This window comes from Micromonospora coriariae (genome assembly GCF_900091455.1).
In the GTDB taxonomy this organism is placed as follows: domain Bacteria; phylum Actinomycetota; class Actinomycetes; order Mycobacteriales; family Micromonosporaceae; genus Micromonospora; species Micromonospora coriariae.
In genome coordinates this window covers 1,057,393-1,077,646 of record NZ_LT607412.1, presented here as the reverse complement: position 1 = coordinate 1,077,646, position 20,254 = coordinate 1,057,393, and the positions used below count along the sequence as shown (strand labels likewise).

Annotated in this window: 19 protein-coding genes; 12 read left to right on the top strand and 7 right to left on the bottom strand. The window is 73.0% G+C overall.

Going from position 1 to position 20,254, the window contains the following annotated elements:
- Positions 1-37: 37 nt before the first annotated feature.
- Complete coding sequence (locus tag GA0070607_RS04975; protein WP_089017110.1) at positions 38-1,771, top strand: DEAD/DEAH box helicase; 1,734 nt, start codon at positions 38-40, stop codon at positions 1,769-1,771.
- A gap of 251 nt (positions 1,772-2,022) precedes the next feature.
- On the opposite strand, the gene GA0070607_RS04970 is transcribed toward GA0070607_RS04975, so the two are convergent.
- A complete protein-coding gene (locus tag GA0070607_RS04970) occupies positions 2,023-2,256 on the bottom strand; it encodes a DUF7455 domain-containing protein (protein ID WP_007456919.1) in 234 nt (77 codons plus the stop codon).
- A gap of 245 nt (positions 2,257-2,501) precedes the next feature.
- A complete protein-coding gene (locus GA0070607_RS04965; protein ID WP_089017109.1) occupies positions 2,502-4,109 on the bottom strand; it encodes an RNA polymerase sigma factor in 1,608 nt (535 codons plus the stop codon).
- Between the two features lie 289 nt (positions 4,110-4,398).
- On the opposite strand from GA0070607_RS04965, the gene GA0070607_RS04960 reads away from it, so the two are divergent.
- Entirely contained in the window at positions 4,399-5,220 is an 822-nt protein-coding gene (locus GA0070607_RS04960) for an inositol monophosphatase family protein (protein WP_089017108.1), read from the top strand.
- Between the two features lie 111 nt (positions 5,221-5,331).
- On the opposite strand, the gene GA0070607_RS04955 is transcribed toward GA0070607_RS04960, so the two are convergent.
- Positions 5,332-5,850, bottom strand: coding sequence for a LytR C-terminal domain-containing protein (locus tag GA0070607_RS04955; protein ID WP_172899161.1), 519 nt, complete (start codon positions 5,848-5,850; stop codon positions 5,332-5,334).
- Positions 5,851-6,282: 432 nt separating this feature from the next.
- On the opposite strand from GA0070607_RS04955, the gene GA0070607_RS04950 reads away from it, so the two are divergent.
- Positions 6,283-6,579 carry a DUF4193 domain-containing protein gene (locus GA0070607_RS04950; RefSeq protein ID WP_007075406.1) on the top strand — a complete coding sequence of 99 codons (297 nt, stop codon included), beginning with the start codon at positions 6,283-6,285 and terminating at the stop codon, positions 6,577-6,579.
- 121 nt (positions 6,580-6,700) lie between these two features.
- Complete coding sequence (locus tag GA0070607_RS04945) at positions 6,701-7,498, top strand: hypothetical protein (protein WP_089017107.1); 798 nt, start codon at positions 6,701-6,703, stop codon at positions 7,496-7,498.
- Positions 7,499-7,525: 27 nt separating this feature from the next.
- Here GA0070607_RS04945 and GA0070607_RS04940 read toward each other — a convergent pair whose 3' ends face one another.
- A complete protein-coding gene (locus GA0070607_RS04940; RefSeq protein WP_408630868.1) occupies positions 7,526-8,059 on the bottom strand; it encodes a DUF3093 domain-containing protein in 534 nt (177 codons plus the stop codon).
- Between the two features lie 84 nt (positions 8,060-8,143).
- Between GA0070607_RS04940 and dut the strand changes: the two genes are divergently transcribed.
- The 4 genes from dut to GA0070607_RS04920 all read left to right on the top strand — a co-directional run bounded on the left by dut (position 8,144) and on the right by GA0070607_RS04920 (position 10,594).
- The gene (dut, locus tag GA0070607_RS04935) at positions 8,144-8,680 is read left to right on the top strand and encodes a dUTP diphosphatase (protein ID WP_089017105.1); all 537 of its coding nucleotides are present in this window, start codon (positions 8,144-8,146) and stop codon (positions 8,678-8,680) included.
- 25 nt (positions 8,681-8,705) lie between these two features.
- A complete protein-coding gene (locus tag GA0070607_RS04930) occupies positions 8,706-9,380 on the top strand; it encodes a DUF3710 domain-containing protein (protein WP_089017104.1) in 675 nt (224 codons plus the stop codon).
- A gap of 124 nt (positions 9,381-9,504) precedes the next feature.
- Positions 9,505-9,885: an OB-fold nucleic acid binding domain-containing protein gene (locus GA0070607_RS04925; RefSeq protein WP_089017103.1), complete on the top strand. Its 381-nt coding sequence runs from the start codon at positions 9,505-9,507 to the stop codon at positions 9,883-9,885.
- Between the two features lie 25 nt (positions 9,886-9,910).
- Positions 9,911-10,594 (top strand): DUF3159 domain-containing protein, encoded by a 684-nt coding sequence (locus GA0070607_RS04920; protein ID WP_089017102.1) that lies wholly within the window; start codon positions 9,911-9,913, stop codon positions 10,592-10,594.
- Positions 10,595-10,622: 28 nt separating this feature from the next.
- Here the strand turns inward: GA0070607_RS04920 and GA0070607_RS04915 are convergent, their stop codons facing one another.
- The gene (locus GA0070607_RS04915; protein WP_089017101.1) at positions 10,623-11,312 is read right to left on the bottom strand and encodes a potassium channel family protein; all 690 of its coding nucleotides are present in this window, start codon (positions 11,310-11,312) and stop codon (positions 10,623-10,625) included.
- Between the two features lie 3 nt (positions 11,313-11,315).
- Positions 11,316-11,981: a potassium channel family protein gene (locus GA0070607_RS04910; RefSeq protein ID WP_089017100.1), complete on the bottom strand. Its 666-nt coding sequence runs from the start codon at positions 11,979-11,981 to the stop codon at positions 11,316-11,318.
- A 163-nt stretch (positions 11,982-12,144) separates the two neighbouring features.
- Between GA0070607_RS04910 and GA0070607_RS04905 the strand changes: the two genes are divergently transcribed.
- The 4 genes from GA0070607_RS04905 to dxs all read left to right on the top strand — a co-directional run bounded on the left by GA0070607_RS04905 (position 12,145) and on the right by dxs (position 18,804).
- A complete protein-coding gene (locus GA0070607_RS04905) occupies positions 12,145-14,235 on the top strand; it encodes an APC family permease (protein WP_089021664.1) in 2,091 nt (696 codons plus the stop codon).
- Entirely contained in the window at positions 14,228-15,499 is a 1,272-nt protein-coding gene (locus tag GA0070607_RS04900; protein WP_089017099.1) for a class I SAM-dependent RNA methyltransferase, read from the top strand. Before GA0070607_RS04905 ends, GA0070607_RS04900 begins: the two co-directional genes overlap by 8 nt.
- 48 nt (positions 15,500-15,547) lie before the next feature.
- On the top strand, positions 15,548-16,717 hold the full coding sequence (locus GA0070607_RS04895; RefSeq protein WP_089017098.1) for an anhydro-N-acetylmuramic acid kinase: 1,170 nt from the start codon (positions 15,548-15,550) through the stop codon (positions 16,715-16,717).
- Between the two features lie 140 nt (positions 16,718-16,857).
- Complete coding sequence (dxs, locus tag GA0070607_RS04890; protein ID WP_089017097.1) at positions 16,858-18,804, top strand: 1-deoxy-D-xylulose-5-phosphate synthase; 1,947 nt, start codon at positions 16,858-16,860, stop codon at positions 18,802-18,804.
- A 119-nt stretch (positions 18,805-18,923) separates the two neighbouring features.
- On the opposite strand, the gene GA0070607_RS04885 is transcribed toward dxs, so the two are convergent.
- Positions 18,924-20,117 carry a hypothetical protein gene (locus GA0070607_RS04885; protein WP_089017096.1) on the bottom strand — a complete coding sequence of 398 codons (1,194 nt, stop codon included), beginning with the start codon at positions 20,115-20,117 and terminating at the stop codon, positions 18,924-18,926.
- Between the last annotated feature and the right edge of the window lie 137 nt (positions 20,118-20,254).

The window sequence follows — 20,254 nt, the reverse complement described above, 5'->3', positions numbered from 1 at the left end:
CGGGGTCCGCCGTCGTGCGGTCGGAGAGGAGCTTCGCGTGGCAGCCCGGACGCCGGTGCTCGAGACGTTCCCGGCACTACGTGCCTGGCAGCGCAAGGCCCTGGTGGAGTACCTGCGCCGGCGCAGCGAGGACTTCACCGCGGTCGCCACGCCCGGCGCCGGCAAGACCACGTTCGCCCTGCGGATCGCGGCCGAGCTGCTCGGTGACGGCACGGTGGAGGCCGTCACGGTCGTCGCCCCGACCGAGCACCTCAAGAACCAGTGGGCCGAGGCCGCGGCCCGGGTGGGCATCCAGCTCGACGCCGCGTTCCGCAACGCCGACGTGCACTCCGCTGCCGACTTCCACGGCGCGGTGATCACCTACGCGCAGGTGGGGATGGCGCCGCAGGTGCACCGGCGGCGCACCATGACGCGACGGACCCTGGTCATCCTCGACGAGATCCACCACGCGGGCGACTCCCGGACCTGGGGCGACGGGGTGAAGGCGGCATTCGAGCCCGCCGTACGCCGGCTGATGCTCACCGGGACGCCGTTCCGCTCCGACGACAACCCGATCCCGTTCGTCAGCTACGAGCGCGGCGGTGACGGGCTGCTGCGCTCCCGCGCCGACTCGGTGTACGGCTACTCGGACGCGCTACGCGACGGCGTGGTCCGGCCGGTGCTCTTCCTGGCGTACTCGGGGGAGACCCGCTGGCGGACCAACGCGGGGGAGGAGTTGGCGGCCCGGCTGGGCGAGCCGATGACGCAGGATCTGGTGGCGCAGGCGTGGCGTACCGCGCTGGACCCGGCCGGGGACTGGATGCCGCAGGTGCTGCGGGCCGCCGACGCCCGGCTCACCGTCCTGCGCAACGCCGGGATGGCCGATGCCGGCGGGCTGATCATCGCCACCGACCAGCAGTCCGCCCGCTCGTACGCCAAGCTGATCGAGCAGGTGACCGGCGAGAAGGCCGCCGTGGTGCTCTCCGACGACCTGGGCGCGTCCGCCCGGATCGCGACGTTCGCAGCGTCCGACCAGCGGTGGTTGGTCGCGGTGCGGATGGTGTCCGAGGGGGTCGACATCCCGCGACTGGCGGTCGGGGTCTACGCCACAAGCGCCAGCACCCCGCTCTACTTCGCCCAGGCGATCGGCCGGTTCGTCCGGGCCCGCCGGCCCGGGGAGACCGCGTCGGTCTTCCTGCCCAGCGTGCCGCACCTGCTCGGGCTGGCCAGCGAGATGGAGACCGAGCGGGACCACGTGCTCGGCAAGCCCAAGGAATCCGACGGTTTCGACGACGACCTGCTGGAGCGGGCGCAGCGCGACGATCAGGCCAGCGGTGAGCTGGAGAAGCGGTTCGCCGCGCTCTCGGCCACCGCCGAGCTGGACCAGGTGATCTTTGACGGCGCGTCGTTCGGCACCGCGGCCCAGGCGGGCACTCCGGAGGAGGAGGAGTACCTCGGCCTGCCCGGCCTGCTCACCGCCGACCAGGTCTCCCTGCTGCTGACCAAGCGGCAGGCCGAGCAGTTGGCCGCCCAGCGCCGCCGCAGCACCGAGCGGGCCGCTCAGCCGGCCGGTACGCCCGTCGCGGCGCCGCCGGCACCAATGAGTGCCGCCCAGCGCCGGGTGGCGCTCCGGCGCCAGCTGAACGCTCTGGTGGCCGCCCGGCACCACCGCACCGGCCAACCGCACGGCAAGATCCACGCCGAGCTGCGCCGGCTCTGCGGCGGCCCGCCGAGCGCCCAGGCCACAATCGAACAGCTTGAGGAACGCATCGCCACCGTGCAGACCCTCTGACCCACCCACCGCGTCGGCACCACCCACCCGTCCAGACCGGATCGGCGATCTGCCGGCCCTCCGCGACGGCATCACCTCGCCAAGATCGTGCTGGATCCAGGATGTAGTGGCGTCGGCGCGTCGATGAGACCACTACATCCAGGATTGAGCACGATCTTGGGGCGCGGGCGCGGGCGCGGGCGCGGGGGCAGCGAAAAGCCGGCCGGAGACACCCTCGGGGTGTCTCCGGCCGGCTATGTCGGTTTACGGATTTAGTTCGCCATCAGATCGGCGCCACGCCAGCTGAAATCGGGCTCCGTTGCGAACCGCTCGGTGATCTTCACGAGATCCTCCGCGTACTTGTTCGCGTGGTGCCCACAGAACACCAGCTCGCTCCCACCCACCAGGGTGATCCGGAGCTTGCCGGCAGCATTGCAGCGGTCGCACCGTTCATCGGCGGCTGGGGGCGCCACCGTCTCGGGCGGCGGCGTGAGGGTCGAGTTCATCGCCTTCCTCCTCTGGTCGTCACCGATGAACAATCTCTTCGGTCGTTGCTCACCTATCGTGCAACACCCTTACTAGGAACTGCCTTCCCTGTGTGCCCGCGGGGGACCGAGGTCACACCTGGCTGGGACAGTGTGCCGTGCACCAAGGGTGCCACGTCAACGATCACATTCGTGCATCCGGACGATCACCATCTGGCGTTGCACACCAGGTGGTCAAAACGACACGTTCGGTTGACGAACCTCGCTCAGTCCAGGTAATCCCGGAGGACCTGCGACCGGGACGGGTGACGCAGCTTGGACATCGTCTTGGACTCGATCTGCCGGATCCGCTCCCGGGTCACCCCGTAGACCTGGCCGATCTCGTCCAGCGTCCGCGGCTGGCCGTCGGTCAGGCCGAAGCGCAGGCGTACCACACCCGCCTCACGCTCGGAGAGCGTCTGCAGCACCTGCTGGAGCTGGTCCTGCAGGAGCGAGAACGAGACCGCGTCGACCGCGACCACGGCCTCGGAATCTTCGATGAAGTCGCCGAGCTGGCTATCGCCCTCGTCGCCGATGGTCTGGTCCAGCGAGATGGGCTCCCGGGCGTACTGCTGGATCTCCAGCACCTTCTCCGGTGTGATGTCCATCTCCTTGGCCAGCTCCTCCGGCGTGGGCTCGCGGCCCAGGTCCTGGAGCAGCTCGCGCTGTATGCGGCCGAGCTTGTTGATGACCTCCACCATGTGCACCGGGATGCGGATGGTGCGGGCCTGGTCGGCCATCGCGCGGGTGATCGCCTGCCGGATCCACCAGGTGGCGTACGTGGAGAACTTGTAGCCCTTGGTGTAGTCGAACTTCTCGACCGCGCGGATCAGGCCGAGGTTGCCCTCCTGGATCAGGTCGAGGAAGGCCATGCCACGCCCCGTGTACCGCTTGGCCAGCGACACCACCAGTCGGAGGTTCGCCTCCAGCAGGTGGTTCTTGGCCCGCTCGCCGTCGCGGGAGATCCAGCCCAGGTCGCGGACCATCTCCCGGGTGAGCTTCTCCTCGCCCTCGTCGGCCGCGCGCAGCCGCTCGGCGGCGTAGAGCCCGGCCTCGATCCGCTTGGCCAGCTCCACCTCCTGCTCGGCGTTGAGCAGCGGGACCTTGCCGATCTGCTTGAGGTACGCGCGCACCGAGTCGGCGGAGGCGGTCAGCTCGGCGTCCCGCCGGGCCTGCTTGAGCGCCTCGGACTCCTCGTCGTCCCACTCGAAGTCGTTGTCGGTGGCCGAGGCGGCGGCGTCGGTCTCGGCGGCCTGCGTCAGCTCGGCCGGCTCCTCGACCACCACGTCCTCGATCGCGGCGGCCAGCTCCTCCGGGTCGATCTCACCCTCGGCGCCCTCGCCCTTCTTGCCGCCGGCCTTGGCCGGCTTGGCGCCGGCGGCCGCGGCGACCGTCGCCTTGGTGGCCCGGGTCGACTTGGTCGCGGCCTTCGCCGGCGCGGCGGCGCCCTCGGCGGTGCTGCCGGCCGCCTTGCGCGCGGCCACCTTGCGCGGGGCCGGCGTGGACGGGCCCTCGTCGGAGGCGGGCGCCTGCTTGGGCGCCGGTGCGGCGGCCTTCTTGGTGGTCTTGGCGGTGGTGGCCCGGGACGCCGGCGTGGTCGAGCGGGCGGCGGCGACCCGGCGACGGGTGCTGGCCGAGCCGTCCACCACCACGGTCACTCCCGCCTCGGAGAGCGCCCGCAGGATCTTCTTGGCCTGGGCCGGAGTCACCTCGGCGGACTCGACGGTGCGCGCGAGCTGAGCCGACGTGAGCTGACCGCCGGCGCTCTGCGCGTGGGCGATCAGAGTGTCGGTGAGCGAGCGAACGTCGGCGCCGGGCTGGCGGGGTTCTGTCACGAATGACCTTCCGGAGGCGAAGAGCGGGTACGGCCGGGTCGTCCGGCACAGCGTGGGGCGACTGGCCGGGCGATGTGGTGAGGGACCCCCGTGTCCCGGACCGGCCGGTGGTCGGCGGTCCGTGGCGCGTGGGCGCAGTGGTGAATTGTAACGCCGTCTGCGGCGATCATCCTGCGCCGCACGGCGTAACGACGGCGGGGACCGCCGATTCGGCGCAGATGTGGACTTTGTAAGGATGATACTCACGCGTGGCCCGGAACGGCCCGGTCGTGCGGGAAGGGGACGTGGGATGGACCGTTCGGTGCCGTCGCCCGAGGATTTGTTGGCTGTCGCGCTCGACGTTACGCGGGACGCGGCGGCCACCGCGTACCGGATGCGGGCCGAGGGCGTCGCCGTGGCCGCGACCAAGAGTACGGTCACCGACGTGGTCACCGCGGCCGACCGGGCGGTCGAGCGGCAGGTGCTCGACGCGCTGCACCGGCTGCGGCCGGGCGACGCGGTGCTCGGCGAGGAGTACGGCACGGGGGACACCGGGCCGGTCGGGCCGAGCGGCGTGCGCTGGATCGTCGACCCGATCGACGGCACCGTCAACTACCTCTACGGGCTGCCGTACTGCGCGGTGTCGCTCGCCGCCGAGGTGGACGGCGTGGTGGTCGCCGGCGTGGTGCGCAACGTCAGCACCGGCGAGGAGTGGACCGCCACGGCCGGCGGTGGCGCCTGGCGTGACGGCGTCCGGTTGCGCTGTTCCGGCGAGACCGACCTGGGGCAGGCGCTGGTCGCGACCGGCTTCGGCTACGACGCCGGTCGCCGGGCGCACCAGGCCCGGGTGGTGGCCGGGCTGATCGCGCACGTGCGGGACATCCGCCGGCTCGGCGCCGCCGCGCTGGACCTCTGCCTGGTCGCCGAGGGGCGCCTGGACGCGTACTTCGAGAAGGGCCTGGCCGCCTGGGACCTCGCGGCCGGTGGGCTGGTGGCCGCCGAGGCGGGCGTGCGGGTCACCGGCCTGGACGGGCGTCCGCCCGGCCCGGACCTGGTGCTCGCGGCTCCGCCGGCGCTCTTCGCGCCGCTGCACGACCGGCTGGCCGTCCTGGACGCCGCCGGCGGCCCCTGACCGGCGCGGCCGGCGCGTCCGTGCGTCCGGGGACCGGTCGGCGACGCGCCGGGCCGGCTGGTGGCCCGGCGGGCGGTGACCGAACGGGTCAGCGCCCGCCGACCCGCCCGGTCAGTTCTTGGCGACCGGGGACGGGCACGACTCCGGGGGCGCCTCCGGAGCGCCCAGGTCACCGAGGGACTGGTTCACCTCGGTCGTCGTGGCGAGCTGCTGGAAGCGGCTGCCCAGCACCACGTCCACCGTGTCGTCGGTGCGCTTCGGGTCGTAGCCCGGCTCGGCGTTGTTGAGGAAGTACGCCTGCAGCAGGTGCGCCGAGCCGACGCCCTTGGGCCCGTACCGCAGCACGGCCACCTCGTCGATCCCCTTGGGCGCGTTGCCGACCTTCTTGACCTGGAACTTGCGGTTGCGGAAGTCATCCGCGACGCTGCCCGCCCGGCCCGGCTCGTCGGTCGCGTTCAAGACGTTGATCTTGACGTCCTTGGGCTCGTGCAGAGTCACGTCGGCCAGCGGCCAGCCCTCGGGGCAACCCTCGGCCGTGCCCGCCTTGCCCTGCGTGTCGCGGACCAGCGCGGTGATCACGAAGGCCAGGGCCAGTACCCCGAGCATGCCGACGACGACGAGTGCTCGCACTCGCGCAAAACTCATCTGGGCGCTCCCGGACGTCAGGTGGGTGGCGGCGGCCGCCAACGATCGCACTGACCGGCGGCCGTCGAATACGCCGCTGAGGTTAACGGTTGTCCGGCCGTCGCGTGGAAACAGTCCGACATGCCGGCGCGCCGACCGCGAACCGGGTACTACTACCCCTATCTTCGTGTCGCCTGAGTCACATTGGGAACAACTTGGGGTGCTGGGGCGTACATCTCAGCCGCAAGGGCGGTATACATGCCTCGCCCAAGGGGGGGTAAGGTTCCGCGCTCGCAGGGGAGTCGCCCCAGCGGGCTCGACCCGTTCGGTCCCCGGGTCGGGTGCCCGACACAACTGGTGGCCGGCCAGCGGAACCGAAACAGCGTCGTCCGGCGTTACAACCGGAAGCGACAACATCGATATGGGAGAGTGAAACCGATGGCCACCGACTACGACGCCCCGCGTCGCGACGAGGTCGACCTCGGCGAGGACAGCCTGGAAGAGCTCAAGGCACGGCGCGTCGACTCACAGTCGGGCGCGGTGGACGTCGACGAGGCCGAGGTGGCCGAGAGCTTTGAGCTGCCCGGCGCCGATCTGGCCGACGAGGAGCTCACGGTCAAGGTGCTACCGATGCAGCAGGACGAGTTCCGATGCGCTCGCTGCTTCCTTGTGCACCACCGCAGCCAGCTGGCGGTCGAGCGTAACGGCGAACTGATCTGCCGCGAGTGCGTCTGACACTCACGACACCAGCGGCGGCCTCCTGATCGGGGCCGCCGCTGCCGGTGTAGCCATGCGGCACCGGTGGGTACCTGCTTGACTCGTAGGGGGTAGCCACAGCACCGGGAGGTCCGACCCCATGAGCGATCGAGGCGACACCACCGGCGCCGGCGCGGACGACCTCGGCGCCACCGTCGCGGCGTTGACCGCGGACGACATCGAGCCCGCGCGGCGCCGCCAACTGCTCACCCGGATGGTCGGGCAGGCCCGCGCCCGTGGCATCGGCGACCTTTTCAAGCCCCGCGCCGCCGTGCGCTGGATGGTCGACACCGTCGCCGAGATCGCCCCGCACGTACCGGTGCGGGACCTGGCCACCCTGCGTCGACACTTCCCGGGGCTGGATGACAACGCGCTGGCCGAGCGGTTGATCCGCAACGCGGCCCGGACCACCGCCGGTATCGGCGCTGCCGGTGGGGGAGTCGCCGCCGTCGAGTGGGCGGTCGCGCCGACCCTGCTCTCCGCGCCGGTGCTGCTGGCCGCCGAGACGGTCGCCGTGGTGGCGGTGGAGCTGAAGCTGGTCGGCGAGCTGCACGAGGTGCACGGCGTGGCGCTGCCGCCCGGCGGCAGCCAACGGGCGGTCGCCCTGGTGCACTCCTGGGCCACCCAGCGTGGGGTCAACCCGATGATGCCCGGCGTGGGGGTGGGCGCTGTGCTCGGCACCGCCGCCCGCAAGGAACTGCGGGACACCCTGCTCCGGCGCTTCGGGCGCAACCTCACCACGCTCGGGCCGTTCCTCACCGGCGCGGCGGTGGCCAGCTTCCTCAACCGCCGGGCGACCCGGTCGATGGCCGACCAGCTCCAGGTCGACCTGCGTCGGCGTGGCATCGCCCGGCCGGCTCCGCCGCCAGCCCTACCCGGCCCGCCGACCGGCACCTGAACGGGCCGACACGCCGCGCCGCCGTGGTCAGCCCGGCTCGCCGGTCGTGCGATCGACGGGGGCTCGGGCGTCCCGGGCGGTCAGCACCGCCTCGGCAAGCTCGACCGGATGCCGGGTGCTCACCACCCAGAACGGGGTCGGGTCGGCCGGGTCGTCGAGCACCACCTGCACGGCCCCGCCGATCCACGGCCGCTGGATGACGAAGGCGAGCGGGTCCGCGCCCACCCCGAGCACCTCACGGCGGCCGGCCGCGTCCAGCGGCACCACGTCCGCCACGAAGCGCACCGGCAGCCGGGCGTCGTCCACCCGCAGCTCGTCGTCGGCGACCGCGACCCGGATCCGGCCCAGCCACCACAGCCCGGCCGCGGTGGCCGGCAGCAGCACCGCGAACGGCAGCCAGGCGCGGACGCCGCCGGCGCCCAACCAGATCTCGACGGCCAGCAGCGCGGCGGCCACCAGCCCGGCCAGCCACAACCACCAGGGCAGATCCAGCCGTTCGGCGTACGCCGTGCGGGCCGCGACCGGTGGCTGACCGGCGGACGGAGAGGGCGACATGCTCACTCCTGCGAGGGTACGGCGCACGGCGGCCCGGGTAACCGGCAGGATGGCAGGGTCACCCCGATCAACCGGACGGAAGAGAGACCTGTGACCGACGTCGTACCCGTGCCCGTACGGCTGCTCGATGCCGAGCTGCCGCTGCCCGCGTACGCCCATCCCGGCGACGCCGGGGCCGACCTGGTGGCGGCCGCGGACGTGGAGTTGCCGCCCGGCGCCCGGGCCCTGGTGCCCACCGGCGTGGCCATCGCGCTGCCGGAGGGGTACGTGGGCCTGGTCCATCCCCGCTCCGGCCTGGCGGCCAGGCTCGGCGTAACGGTGCTCAACGCGCCCGGTACGGTCGACGCCGGCTACCGGGGTGAGATCCTGGTCAACCTGATCAACCATGATCGGGAAACGCCGGCGAAGATCTCCCGCGGCGACCGGATCGCGCAACTCGTGGTCCAGCGGGTCGCACGGGCCCGGTTCGAGCCGGTGGCCGAGCTGCCCGGGTCCCAGCGCGGGACCGGTGGGCACGGCTCCACCGGCGGACACGCCGGGCTTGTGCCGTCGCCGGCGGGCCTGGACCGGATCGAGCAGCGGCTGAACGAGCCGGGCCACGGGTGGACGGAAGAGGTGGCAGGGTGAGTGCGAACAGCGGAGGGTGGGCGCAGTGATCTTCTCCCGAAAGCGGGCCGGTGCCGGGCGGCACACCCGTGACGAGCGGACCACCGAGGTCGGCGACCAGGGCACCGAGGCGTCGACGCCGACGCTGGAGCGCGGCCCGTACGACATCTCCGAGGTCAACGACGACGTGCAGCGGCTCGACCTCGGCAGCCTGCACATCCCGGCGGTCGCCGAGGTGGAGGTGCGGGTGCAGGCCGACCCGCAGGGCGTGATCCAGCAGGTGGTGCTGGTGCACGGGGACAACGCGCTGCAGCTGGGTGTCTTCGCCGCCCCCCGGTCCGAGGGAATCTGGGACGAGGTGCGCGAGGAGATCCACCAGTCGCTGCTCCGCGACGGCGCCAGCGCGCAGGAGGTCGACGGCGAGTACGGCCCCGAGCTGCACGCCCAGGTGCAGACCCCGGACGGCCCGACCAACCTGCGGTTCGTCGGCGTCGACGGGCCGCGCTGGATGGTCCGTGGCGTGTTCCAGGGCCCGGTGGCCCTCGACCCGGCCACCGCCGGGCCGCTCGCCGAGTGCCTGGACGGCCTGGTGGTCGACCGGGGCCAGGAGGCGAAGCCGGTCCGCGAGCCGCTGCCGCTGCGGCTGCCCAAGGAGGTCGCCGACCAGGCCGGCGCCGAGGCCGGGGACGACGCGTCCGCCGCCGAACCGCGCCAGGTCTGACCCACGCGCACCGGCCCGCCGGAACCGCCCCCGTCGGCGTACGCTGGCGGCACGGTTCCGGCGTCGCCGGGGCGGGCCAGTGCCGGCCAGGGCCGGTGAGCGTGGAGAGGGTGACGCGGAGGTCATGACGACCGACGAGAGCCGGGTGTCGCTACGGCGCATCCTGCAACGGCTCACCGCCAGCGAGGCCGAGATCGACGCGCAGGAGCTGCGTCGGGAGAGCGCCGAGTGCGGCGGTGTCCCGGCCCAGCAGTGCTCCCGGGGCCAGGTGGTCTCGGTCGCCGGTCGGCTGCGCACGGTGGTCTACACACCGCGGACCAACCTGCCCACGCTCGAGGCCGACCTGTACGACGGCAGCGACGTGGTCACCCTGGTCTGGCTGGGGCGGCGGCACATCGCCGGGATCGAGCCGGGGCGGCACCTGACCGCGCGCGGCCGCGTCGCGGTGCGCGACGACCGCAAGGTCATCTACAACCCCTACTACGAGCTGGACTCGCCGAAGTGACGGCGTTGCGGACGGAAGGCCGGCGATGACGACGGGACAGCACCGGGCGGCGCAGCCGGAGACCGGCCCTCAGGACGACGAGCAGCTGCCGACGATCGCCGAGCAGATGGCCGACCAGCTCGGCGGCTGGCGGGGGCTGGTCGAGTCCAGCATCCCGGTGGTGGTCTTCGTCATCGCCAACATCATCGGCGAGCTGCGGCCCGCGGTGATCGCCTCGGTGGCCGTCGCGCTGGTGATCGCCGGGCTGCGGCTGGCCCAACGCCGGCCGATCCGGCACGCGATCAACGGGCTGTTCGGCATCGGCATCGGTGCCGCCATCGCCTGGCGTACCGGCAACGAGCGCGATTTCTACCTCCCCGGCATCCTCTACGGCATCGGCTACGGCATTGCCCTGCTGGTTTCGGCGGCCATCCGGCAGCCTCTGGTGGGCTGGATCTGGTCGGTGCTGGTGGCCAAGGGCCGCGCGGAGTGGCGGGACGACCCGAAGCTGGTGCGCACCTTCACCCAGCTGACCGTGCTCTGGGGCGTGGTCTGGCTGGCCAAGGTGGGCGTGCAGGCCGGGCTCTACCTCGCCCACCAGGACACCGCGCTGGGTGTGGCCCGGCTGGCGCTGGGCTACCCGCCGTACGCGCTGCTGCTGCTGATCACGGTCTGGACGGTGCGCCGGGTCACCCGCGAGCCGCAACCGACCCCGCTGCCCGGCGCCTGACCGCAGGCGCCGCGTCGCGGGCCACGGCTCAACGGGAGCTGCGGGTCCGCTCGACGCTGTCCGGGCCGAGGATCACCGCGCGGACCTGGTCCTCCACCTCGGCCGTGCAGACGAAGACGAGCTCGTCGCCGGCCTCGATCGGGTCGTCCGGGCTGGGCACCAGGACCCGCTTGCCGCGCAGGATCGCCACCAGGGCGGAGTCGCGGGGCAGCGGCACGGCGTGGATCGGCTGACCGACGTACGGCGCGGTCGGCGGCAGCGTGATCTCGACCAGGTTCGCCTCGCCCTGCCGGAAGGTCATCAGCCGGACCAGGTCGCCGACCGTGACCGCCTCCTCGACCAGTGCCGCCATCACCCGCGGCTTGCTCACCGCGACGTCCACGCCCCACTGCTCGGTGAACAGCCACTCGTTCTCGGCCCGGTTGACCCGGGCGACCACGCGGGGCACCGCGAACTCCGTCTTGGCCAGCAGCGACACCACCAGGTTGACCTTGTCGTCGCCGGTCGCCGCGACGACCACGTCGCAGCCGGCGACGTTGGCCTCCTCCAGGCTGGCCAGCTCACAGGCGTCGGCCAGCACCCACTCGGCGGACGGCACCCGCTCCGGACGCAGCATCTTCGGCTGGCGCTCGATCAGCATCACCTGGTGGCCGTTCTCGATCAGCTCCTGGGCGATCGAGCGGCCCACGTTGCCGGCGCCCGCGATGGCGATCCGCATGGCTCACTGCCCCCCTTCCGGCGGCGTCGCCGCCACCGACGTGACCGTCGCCACGATGTCGTCACTGACCAGCATGAAGACCTGGTCACCCTCCTGTACGACGGTCGAGGCGGTGGGCAGCGTGCCGATGCCGAAGCGGATCAGGTAGGCCACCCGGGCCCCGGTCGCCTCCTCCAGGGCGCGTACCGGCCGGCCGACCCAGTCCTTGTGCACCGGAACCTCGACGATCGACACCGTGCTCGTCGGGTCGCGGAAGATCTCCACGTTGCCCTCCGGCACCAGGTGCCGCAGCATCCGGTCGGCCGTCCAGCGCACGGTCGCCACGGTGGGGATGCCCAGCCGCTCGTAGACCTGCGCCCGGCGCTGGTCGTAGATGCGGGCCGCGACCCGGGACACGCCGAACGTTTCCCGGGCCAGCCGAGCTGAGATGATGTTGGAGTTGTCGCCGCTGGAGACCGCGGCGAAGGCGTCCGCCCGCTCGATGCCGGCCTGCCGCAGCACGTCGCCGTCGAAGCCCGCCCCGGTCACCGTGATCCCGGCGAAGTCGGGACCGAGCCGGCGGAAGGCGTCGGCGTCCTGGTCGATCACCGAAACCGAGTGCCCCCGGGACTCCAGGCTGTGGGCGAGGGTCGACCCGACCCGACCACATCCCATGATCACGACGTGCACGCTGTCCCTCCCAAGGTGCGTACCGCTCCCGCTGCCGGTGGCCTTCGAGTGCGAGCCTGCCACGTCCGGGTCGCAGGCGGGGACCGACCGTACCCCGTCGCCCCAGCCAGCCCTGATCGCCCACCCCCGCGTTCCCGCCGTGGTGGTCGTACTCTTGGCGTTCGTGGCCAGTCCCACCTCGCTGCTGAAGCGGCTGCTCCTCGGTCGACCGTTCCGGTCCGACCGGCTGCAGCACACCCTCCTGCCGAAGCGCATCGCGCTGCCCGTGTTCGCCTCCGACGCGCTGTCCAGCGTCGCGTACGCGCCCGACGAGATCCTGCTGACCCTCTCCATCGCCGGCGCGTCGGCGTACGTCTTCTCGCCGTGGATCGCCCTCGCGGTGGTCGTGGTGATGCTGACGGTGGTGGCCAGCTACCGGCAGAACGTGCACGCCTACCCCTCCGGGGGCGGGGACTACGAGGTGGCCACTGTCAACCTGGGCCCGAAGTTCGGCGTCGGCGTGGCCAGCGCCCTGCTGGTCGACTACGTCCTCACGGTGGCGGTGTCGGTCTCCTCCGGCGTGGCCAACCTGGGCTCGGTGGTGCCCTTCGTGGCCACCCACAAGGTCATGATCGCGGTGGCGGCGGTGGTGCTGCTGAGCGCGGTGAACCTGCGCGGCCTGCGTGAGTCGGGCACCGCGTTCGCCATCCCCACCTACGGCTTCGTGATCGTGATGGGCGGGATGCTGCTCACCGGGCTCGTCCGGGTCTTCGTGCTGGGCGACGAACTCCGCGCGCCGAGCGCCGATCTGGTGATCCAGGCCGAGCACAGCGTGACCGGTTTCGCGCTGATCTTCCTGCTGCTGCGGACGTTCAGCTCGGGCGCCGCCGCACTCACCGGAGTCGAGGCGATCTCCAACGGGGTTCCGGCGTTCAAGGCGCCGAAGAGCCGCAACGCCGCCACCACCCTGCTGCTGCTCGGCACCATCTCGGTGAGCATGCTGGTCGGGATCATCTGGCTGGCCCGGCTGACCCACCTGCAGTTCGTCGAGGACCCGGCCCTGCAGATCGTCTCCGGCCCCGAGGGGTACGTGCAGAAGACCGTCACCACCCAGCTCGGCGAGACGGTCTTCGGCTCCGGGTCGATCCTGCTCTACGTGGTGGCCGGGGTGACCGCCCTGATCCTGTTCCTGGCCGCGAACACCGCGTTCAACGGCTTCCCGGTGCTCGGCTCGATCCTCGCGCAGGACCGTTACCTGCCCCGGCAGTTCCACACCCGGGGCGATCGGCTGGCCTTCTCCAACGGCATCGTCTTCCTCGCCCTCTTCGCGATCGTGCTGATCGTCGGCTTCCAGGCCGAGGTGACCCGGCTCATCCAGCTCTACATCGTCGGGGTCTTCGTCTCGTTCACCGTCTCCCAGGCCGGCATGATCCGGCACTGGAACCGGCACCTGCGCACCGAGCGGGACCCGGAGGCGCGCCGGCGGATGCACCGCTCCCGGGCCATCAACACGTTCGGCATGGGCCTGACCGGTACGGTGCTGGTGATCGTGCTGATCACCAAGTTCCTGCTCGGCGCCTGGATCGCGATCGCCGCGATGGCGGTGATCTACCTGTTGATGCTCGCCATCCGTGGGCACTACGACCGGGTCGCCCGGGAGCTGACCCCACCGGACGAGGGTCGCGCAGTGCTGCCCGCCCGCAACCACGCGATCGTGCTGGTCAGCAAGCTGCACCAGCCGACCCTGCGGGCCATCGCGTACGCCCGGGCCACCCGGCCGGACACGCTGACCGCGGTGACCGTGAACGTGGACGACAAGGACACCCGGGACCTCCAGGCCGAGTGGGAACGGCGGGAGATGGCAATCCCACTCACCGTGATCCACTCGCCGTACCGGGAGATCACCCGGCCGATCCTGGACTTCGTCGCCTCCACCCGACGCCAGTCACCCCGGGACGTGGTCACCGTCTTCATCCCGGAGTACGTGGTCGGGCGCTGGTGGGAGAACCTGCTGCACAACCAGAGCGCGCTGCGCCTCAAGGGGCGCCTGCTCTTCGAACCGGGGGTGATGGTGGTCAGCGTCCCGTGGCAGCTCGCCTCGACCGCGAGCAAGAACCTGGACCGGCTGGACGCCACGCTGTCCCGGACCCCGGCGCGCGGGCCACGGGTGGCCCCGCGCGGCACCCTGCCGCCGGTCGTACCGCCCGTGGTCTCCGCGCCGTCCGGCGAGAACGGGCCGGTCGACGGCGGCCCGGTCGGGACCGGCCGTGACTGAGCCGGGCGTACGGCGGGCCGAGACACCACCGCCGGAGCGTGGGCTGGCCGAGGCCGAGCTTGTCGAGCTGACCGTCGACGCCGTCGCCCCCGGTGGGCACTGCGTGGCCCGGGTCGACGGCCAGGTCGTCTTCGTCCGGCACGCGCTGCCCGGCGAGCGGGTGATCGCCGAGGTCACCGAGGTGCACCGGGGGTTCGTCCGGGCCGACGCGGTGACCGTGCTGGAAGCCTCGCCGGACCGGGTCGAGCCGCCCTGCCCGTACGCGAAGCCGGGCGCCTGCGGTGGCTGCGACCTGCAACACGTCGCCGCGGACGCGCAGCTGGCCTGGAAGGCCGCCGTGGTGCGCGAGCAGTTGGTCCGCCTCGGCGGGCTCCCCGACGCCGAGCTGGACCGGCTCGGCGTCCGGGTCGAGGCGCTGCCCGGCGGGCTGCTGGGCTGGCGCTCCCGGGTCCGCTACGCGGTGGACGCCGCCGACCGGGCCGGTCTGCTCAAGCACCGCTCGCACGAGGTGGTGCCGATCGACCGCTGCCGGATCGCCCACCCGGCCATCCAGCAGCTGCCGGTGCTCACCCCGACCGGCGCGCGCTGGCCGGCGGCCGAGGCGGTGGAGACCGTCGCCAGCACCGGCGGGGACGTGACAGTCGCGGAGGTCCGCGACGGCGTGGCGACCCCGGTGAGCGGGCCGACCGTGGTCCGCGAGGTGGCCGCCGGGCGGGACTGGGCGCTCCCCGCGTCCGCCTTCTGGCAGGTGCATCCGGCGGCGGCGGACACTTTGTCGGCAGCCGTGCTGGAACTGCTGGACCCGCGGCCGGGGGAGGTGGCCTGGGACCTCTACGGCGGCGCCGGGCTGTTCGCCGCCGGGCTGGCCGCCCGGGTCGGTGCGACCGGCCGGGTGACCCTGGTGGAGGCGGCCGCGCAGGGCGTCGCGGCCGCCCGGGAGAACCTGGCCGACCTGCCCCGGGTCGAGGTGGTGTCGGCCCGGGTCGAGACGGCGCTGGCCCGCCGACGGATCACCGGCCCGGTCGACGTGGTGGTCCTCGACCCGCCGCGCTCCGGGGCGGGCGCCCCGGTGGTGCGCGCGCTCGCCGCCGCCGGTCCGCGCGCGGTCGCGTACGTGGCCTGTGACCCGGCCGCCTTCGCCCGGGACGTACGCACCTTCGCCGAGCTGGGTTGGCGGCTGGAGGCACTGCGCGGCTTCGACCTGTTCCCGATGACCCAGCACGTCGAGCTGGTCGGGCTGCTGCTCCCGCCGGCCGGGCGTTAGCAGGGGACCCTTCCTATACACGAGGCGTTAACAGGGGGCCCTTCCTTCATGCGGATCGTCGGGTTGATGTCGGGGACGTCGTACGACGGGGTGGACGTGGTGGCGGCGGAGTTCAGCTCCGAGGGGGAGACCCTTTGGCTGCGCCCGCTGGGGCACCGCGGCCTGGACTACGACGAGCGGCTGCGCGCCGAGATCGCCGCGCTGCTGCCGCCGGCGGCCACCACCATCGAGGCGGTCTGCCGGCTCGACAACCGCCTCGGCGAGGTCTTCGCGGAGGCGGCGGCGGTCGGCCTGGAGCTGGCCGGTGGGCGGGCCGACGCGGTGGTCTCGCCCGGACAGACGGTCTTCCACTGGGTCGCCGACGGGGTGGCCCTGGGCACCCTGCAACTGGGCGCGGTGGCCCGGGTGGCCGCCCGGGTCGGCGTACCGGTGCTCAGCGACCTCCGCTCGGCGGACATCGCCCTCGGCGGGCAGGGCGCGCCGCTGGTGCCGGCCTTCGACGCGTTGCTGCTGGACCCGGCCGACAGCGTCGCCGCGCCGCGCGCGGCGCTGAACCTCGGCGGCATCGCCAACCTCACAGTGGTCGCGCCGGAGGCGCCGGTGCTCGGCTACGACGTGGGCCCGGCCAACGCCCTGCTGGACGCGGCGGCCCGGCGCTTCCTGGACCGGCCGTGTGACCTCGACGGTGCCCGGGCGGCCGCCGGCCGGGTGCACCAGGGGTTGCTCGCCGACCTGCTGGCCGAGCCGTACTACGCGGCGCCGCCGCCGAAATCCACAGGCAAGGAACTGTTCCACGCCGGCTACCTGGACCGGCGGCTCGCCGCGCTCGGCGAGTCGGTGCCGGTGGACGACCTCCTGGCCACGCTGACCGAGCTGACCGCCCGGGTGGTGGCCGCCGAGTGCGACCGGCATGACGTGGTCGAGGTGGTCGCCGCTGGCGGTGGTGTGCGCAACCCCACCCTGCTGGGCCGGCTCGCCGCGCTGGGCGCGGGCAGGTGGCGGCTGCGCGGCACCGACGAGCTGGGCGTGCCCGCGCAGGCCAAGGAGGCGTACGCCTTCGCGCTGCTCGGCTGGCTGTCCTGGCACGGTCTGCCCGGGTCGCTTCCGTCGGTGACCGGCGCCACCCGGGGCGCGGTGCTCGGCTCCTGGACCCCGGCCGGTCCGGCGTACCCCGGCACGCCGGCCGATCCGCCGCGCCGGCTGCGGATCCGGTCCTGACCAGGCGCGCGGCCACTCACCGGGTGGTCCGGCCGAACGGTGTCTGACCGAGCACTCAGCGCGCGGGTACGGGCCGGGTCCGGGCGTGCGGTGCGCGGGCCGGGCTGCGGAGTACCGGGGGGCCGATAGACTCTGCGGTCATGAGCGTTGAAGAGGACACGGCCAACCACGGTCGGCTGCTGGGGACGGTGCGCGGTCCGCAGGACGTCAAGCGGATGTCCGGCGAGGAGCTGGACGTCCTCGCCGCCGAGATCCGGGACTTTCTGATCGCCAAGGTCTCCCGCACCGGCGGGCACGTCGGGCCCAACCTCGGTGTGGTCGAGCTGACGCTGGCCATGCACCGCGTCTTCGACTCCCCCCGCGACCGGCTCCTGTTCGACACCGGTCACCAGGCGTACGTACACAAGATCCTCACCGGGCGTCAGGCCGGCTTCGACAAGCTCCGCCAGCGCGGTGGCCTCTCCGGCTACCCCAGTCAGGCCGAGAGCGAGCACGACCTGATCGAGAACTCGCACGCCTCCACCGCGCTCTCGTACGCCGACGGCCTCGCCAAGGCGTACGCCCTGCGGGGTGAGGCGCGCAGCGTGGTGGCCGTGGTCGGCGACGGCGCGCTCACCGGCGGCATGTGCTGGGAGGCGTTGAACAACATCGCCACCGCCGGCAACTCGCTGGTCATCGTGGTCAACGACAACGGCCGGTCCTACTCGCCCACCATCGGCGGCCTCGCCGACCACCTCTCCTCGCTGCGGCTCAACCCCGGCTACGAGAAGGTCCTCGACACGGTCAAGGACGCCCTCGGCTCCACCCCGCTGGTCGGGAAGCCGATGTACGAGGTGCTGCACGCGGTCAAGAAGGGCATCAAGGACGCGGTCGCCCCGCAGGCCATGTTCGAGGACCTCGGCATCAAGTACGTCGGCCCGGTGGACGGGCACGACGTGGCGGCGGTCGAGTCGGCGCTGCGCGCGGCGAAGAACTTCGGCGGCCCGGTCATCGTGCACGCGGTCACCCGCAAGGGGTACGGCTACCGCCCGGCCGAGGAGGACGAGGCGGACTGCCTGCACGGCCCCGGCAGCGCCTTCGACGTGGAGACCGGCGCGCTGCTGGCCGCCCCCTCGGTGAAGTGGACGCACGTCTTCGCCGACGAGCTGCTGGCCGTCGCGGACGAGCGGCCGGACGTGGTGGGCATCACCGCCGCGATGGCCGAGCCGACCGGCATCGCCAAGCTCGCCCGCAAGTACCCCGAGCGGGTGTACGACGTGGGCATCGCCGAGCAGCACGCGGCCACCTCGGCGGCCGGGCTGGCGCTGGGTGGCCTGCACCCGGTGGTCGCGGTCTACGCCACCTTCCTCAACCGTGCCTTCGACCAGGTCCTGCTGGACGTGGCGATGCACAAGCTGCCGGTGACCTTCGTGCTGGACCGCGCGGGCATCACCGGCCCGGACGGCCCCAGCCACTACGGCATCTGGGACATGTCGGTCTTCGGGGTGGTGCCCGGGCTGCGGATCGCCGCCCCCCGGGACGCCGCCACGCTACGCGAGGAGCTGCGCGAGGCGGTGGCCGTCAACGACGGCCCGACCGTCGTGCGCTTCCCGACCGGAGCGGTCGCCGCGGACCTGCCGGCGCTGCGCCGGGTCGGCCCGGTCGACGTGCTGGCCGAGTCAGCCCGCACCGACGTGCTGCTGGTCGCCGTCGGCTCCTTCGGGCAGCTGGGCATGGAGGTGGCCGCACGGGTCGCCGAGCAGGGCTACGGCGTCACAGTGGTGGACCCACGGTGGGTCCGTCCGGTCCCGGCCGAGCTGGTCGAGCTTGCCGCCGGCCACCGACTCGTGGTCAGCGTCGAGGACGGCGTCCGGGTCGGTGGCGTGGGCGACGCGCTCGGCCAGGCGATGCGCGACGCCGATGTCCGGGTGCCGCTCAAGGACCTGGGCGTGCCGGCCGACTGGCACCCGCACGGCACCCGCGCCCAGATCCTCGCCGACCTGGGCCTGACCGCGCAGGACGTGGCCCGGAACGTCACCGGTTGGATCTCCAGCCTGGACGCCACCCCGGACCGCCTGACCCCCAGCGACGCGGCCGCGCAGAACTGACGAGAACGAACGACGGCGGGCGGCTCCGGATGGGGGCCGCCCGCTCGTCAACCCCGCTCAGCGATGGCCGGGCTTCTCGACGTCGGACCTGACGTAGCGTTGCGGCAGCGGCCGGTCAGCTAGCGGGGCTGCACCGAGCGGTAGTGGGTCTTGTCGGTGCCGGCGAGGCTGAAGGTCTGGCTGCGTTGCGGTTCGGGGATGACCACCAGGCCGGGGCGTTCGACCAGCACCGGGGTGCCCGGTGGGACGGAGAGCGAGCTGTCGCGGGTGGCCCGCCAGCTGAGCACCACCAGCGGCTGGCCGGGCACCGGCAGCTGGTACGTCTGCAACGGGGTGGCCCGGTCGGCCGGCGAGACCACCGGCGCGCTCCCGTCCGCCGGTCGGTAGACCACCGCGGTCATCGTGCCGGCGTCGGTGGCCCAGCTGAGCTGCTGCAACTCGGCCGGCTCGCCACCGCCGAGGGCGACCTCGCCGAGCGAGCGGACCGTGAGCTTCGCCATCGGCCAGGACGTCGGCACCGACCGCGGCGCGTCCCGGTCGCCGATCCGGCGGGGGATGCTGCCGAAGGGGCCCCGGTCGCCGGCCAGCACGCAGGTGTCCAGGCCGGTGAGCGCCCGCCGGCCGGTGCCGGACTCGTCGCGTACCAGCGGATAACGCGGATCGGCGGTGCCGGTGCCCAGGTCGAGCAGCCGGTCGGCGGCCCGACCCCGGGGCAGCGACTCGGTGGCCCGCAGGGTCGCGGTCACCGGGACCGCCGCGCAGGCCGGCACGTCGACCGGCGCGCTGAGGCCGTCGGCGACGGCCAGCGCCCGGCCCTGCGGCCCGAGCAGCCGCTGCACGCGGGCGGAGACCAGGTAGCGCCGGCCGCCGGCGGTCTGCACCGGCAGCACGTCGGAGTAGACCAGGTAGCCGGGGTCGGTGTACTCGGTGGCGCGGGTGACCGCGTACCGGTCGCCGTCGCGGGTGAGTTGCAGCAGCCAGGAGGCGCTCTCGCCGGGCACGTCCGCGGCGACCAGCGCCACCGGGGTGCCGTCGACGCGGCCGGAGAAGAGGATGCCGGACGAGGGCAGGTGCGCCCGGTCGTCTGCCGGTGACCGCCAGTCGCGTACCGCGTCGGTGACCGCCGACGTCGTGGTGGCGTCGCCGGACAGGTCGCCCCGGGGTGGCCACACCGTCAGTGTGCCGTCCAGGCTGTCGTACCCGACCCGTAGGTCCTTCGGCTTGCGATCGGCGACCGGACCGCACGCCGTGACGGCCAGCAGGGCGGCCAGCAGGACGGTGAGGGCCCTGCCGTGCCGGCGGTCTGGAGTCACCTGGTCCGCCCCTCCCGATCGCCTCGTCGTCGCCGTGCGAAAGCGCCATAGTACGAGATGTCCGACGCGGCGCCTCCGGTGGCGGTCGGTCCATCCACCACATTGGACGACACCGGGGGTTAAGTACCCTTTCGTCG

Bases quoted from the DNA above. Each gene is read 5' to 3' on its own strand.
- GA0070607_RS04970 (WP_007456919.1), bottom strand. From the start codon at position 2,256: ATGAACTCGACCCTCACGCCGCCGCCCGAGACGGTGGCGCCCCCAGCC.
- GA0070607_RS04960 (WP_089017108.1), top strand. From the start codon at position 4,399: ATGGACCGTTCGGTGCCGTCGCCCGAGGATTTGTTGGCTGTCGCGCTC.
- GA0070607_RS04950 (WP_007075406.1), top strand. From the start codon at position 6,283: ATGGCCACCGACTACGACGCCCCGCGTCGCGACGAGGTCGACCTCGGC.
- GA0070607_RS04945 (WP_089017107.1), top strand. From the start codon at position 6,701: ATGAGCGATCGAGGCGACACCACCGGCGCCGGCGCGGACGACCTCGGC.
- GA0070607_RS04925 (WP_089017103.1), top strand. From the start codon at position 9,505: ATGACGACCGACGAGAGCCGGGTGTCGCTACGGCGCATCCTGCAACGG.
- GA0070607_RS04920 (WP_089017102.1), top strand. From the start codon at position 9,911: ATGACGACGGGACAGCACCGGGCGGCGCAGCCGGAGACCGGCCCTCAG.
- GA0070607_RS04915 (WP_089017101.1), bottom strand. From the start codon at position 11,312: ATGCGGATCGCCATCGCGGGCGCCGGCAACGTGGGCCGCTCGATCGCC.
- GA0070607_RS04895 (WP_089017098.1), top strand. From the start codon at position 15,548: ATGCGGATCGTCGGGTTGATGTCGGGGACGTCGTACGACGGGGTGGAC.
- dxs (WP_089017097.1), top strand. From the start codon at position 16,858: ATGAGCGTTGAAGAGGACACGGCCAACCACGGTCGGCTGCTGGGGACG.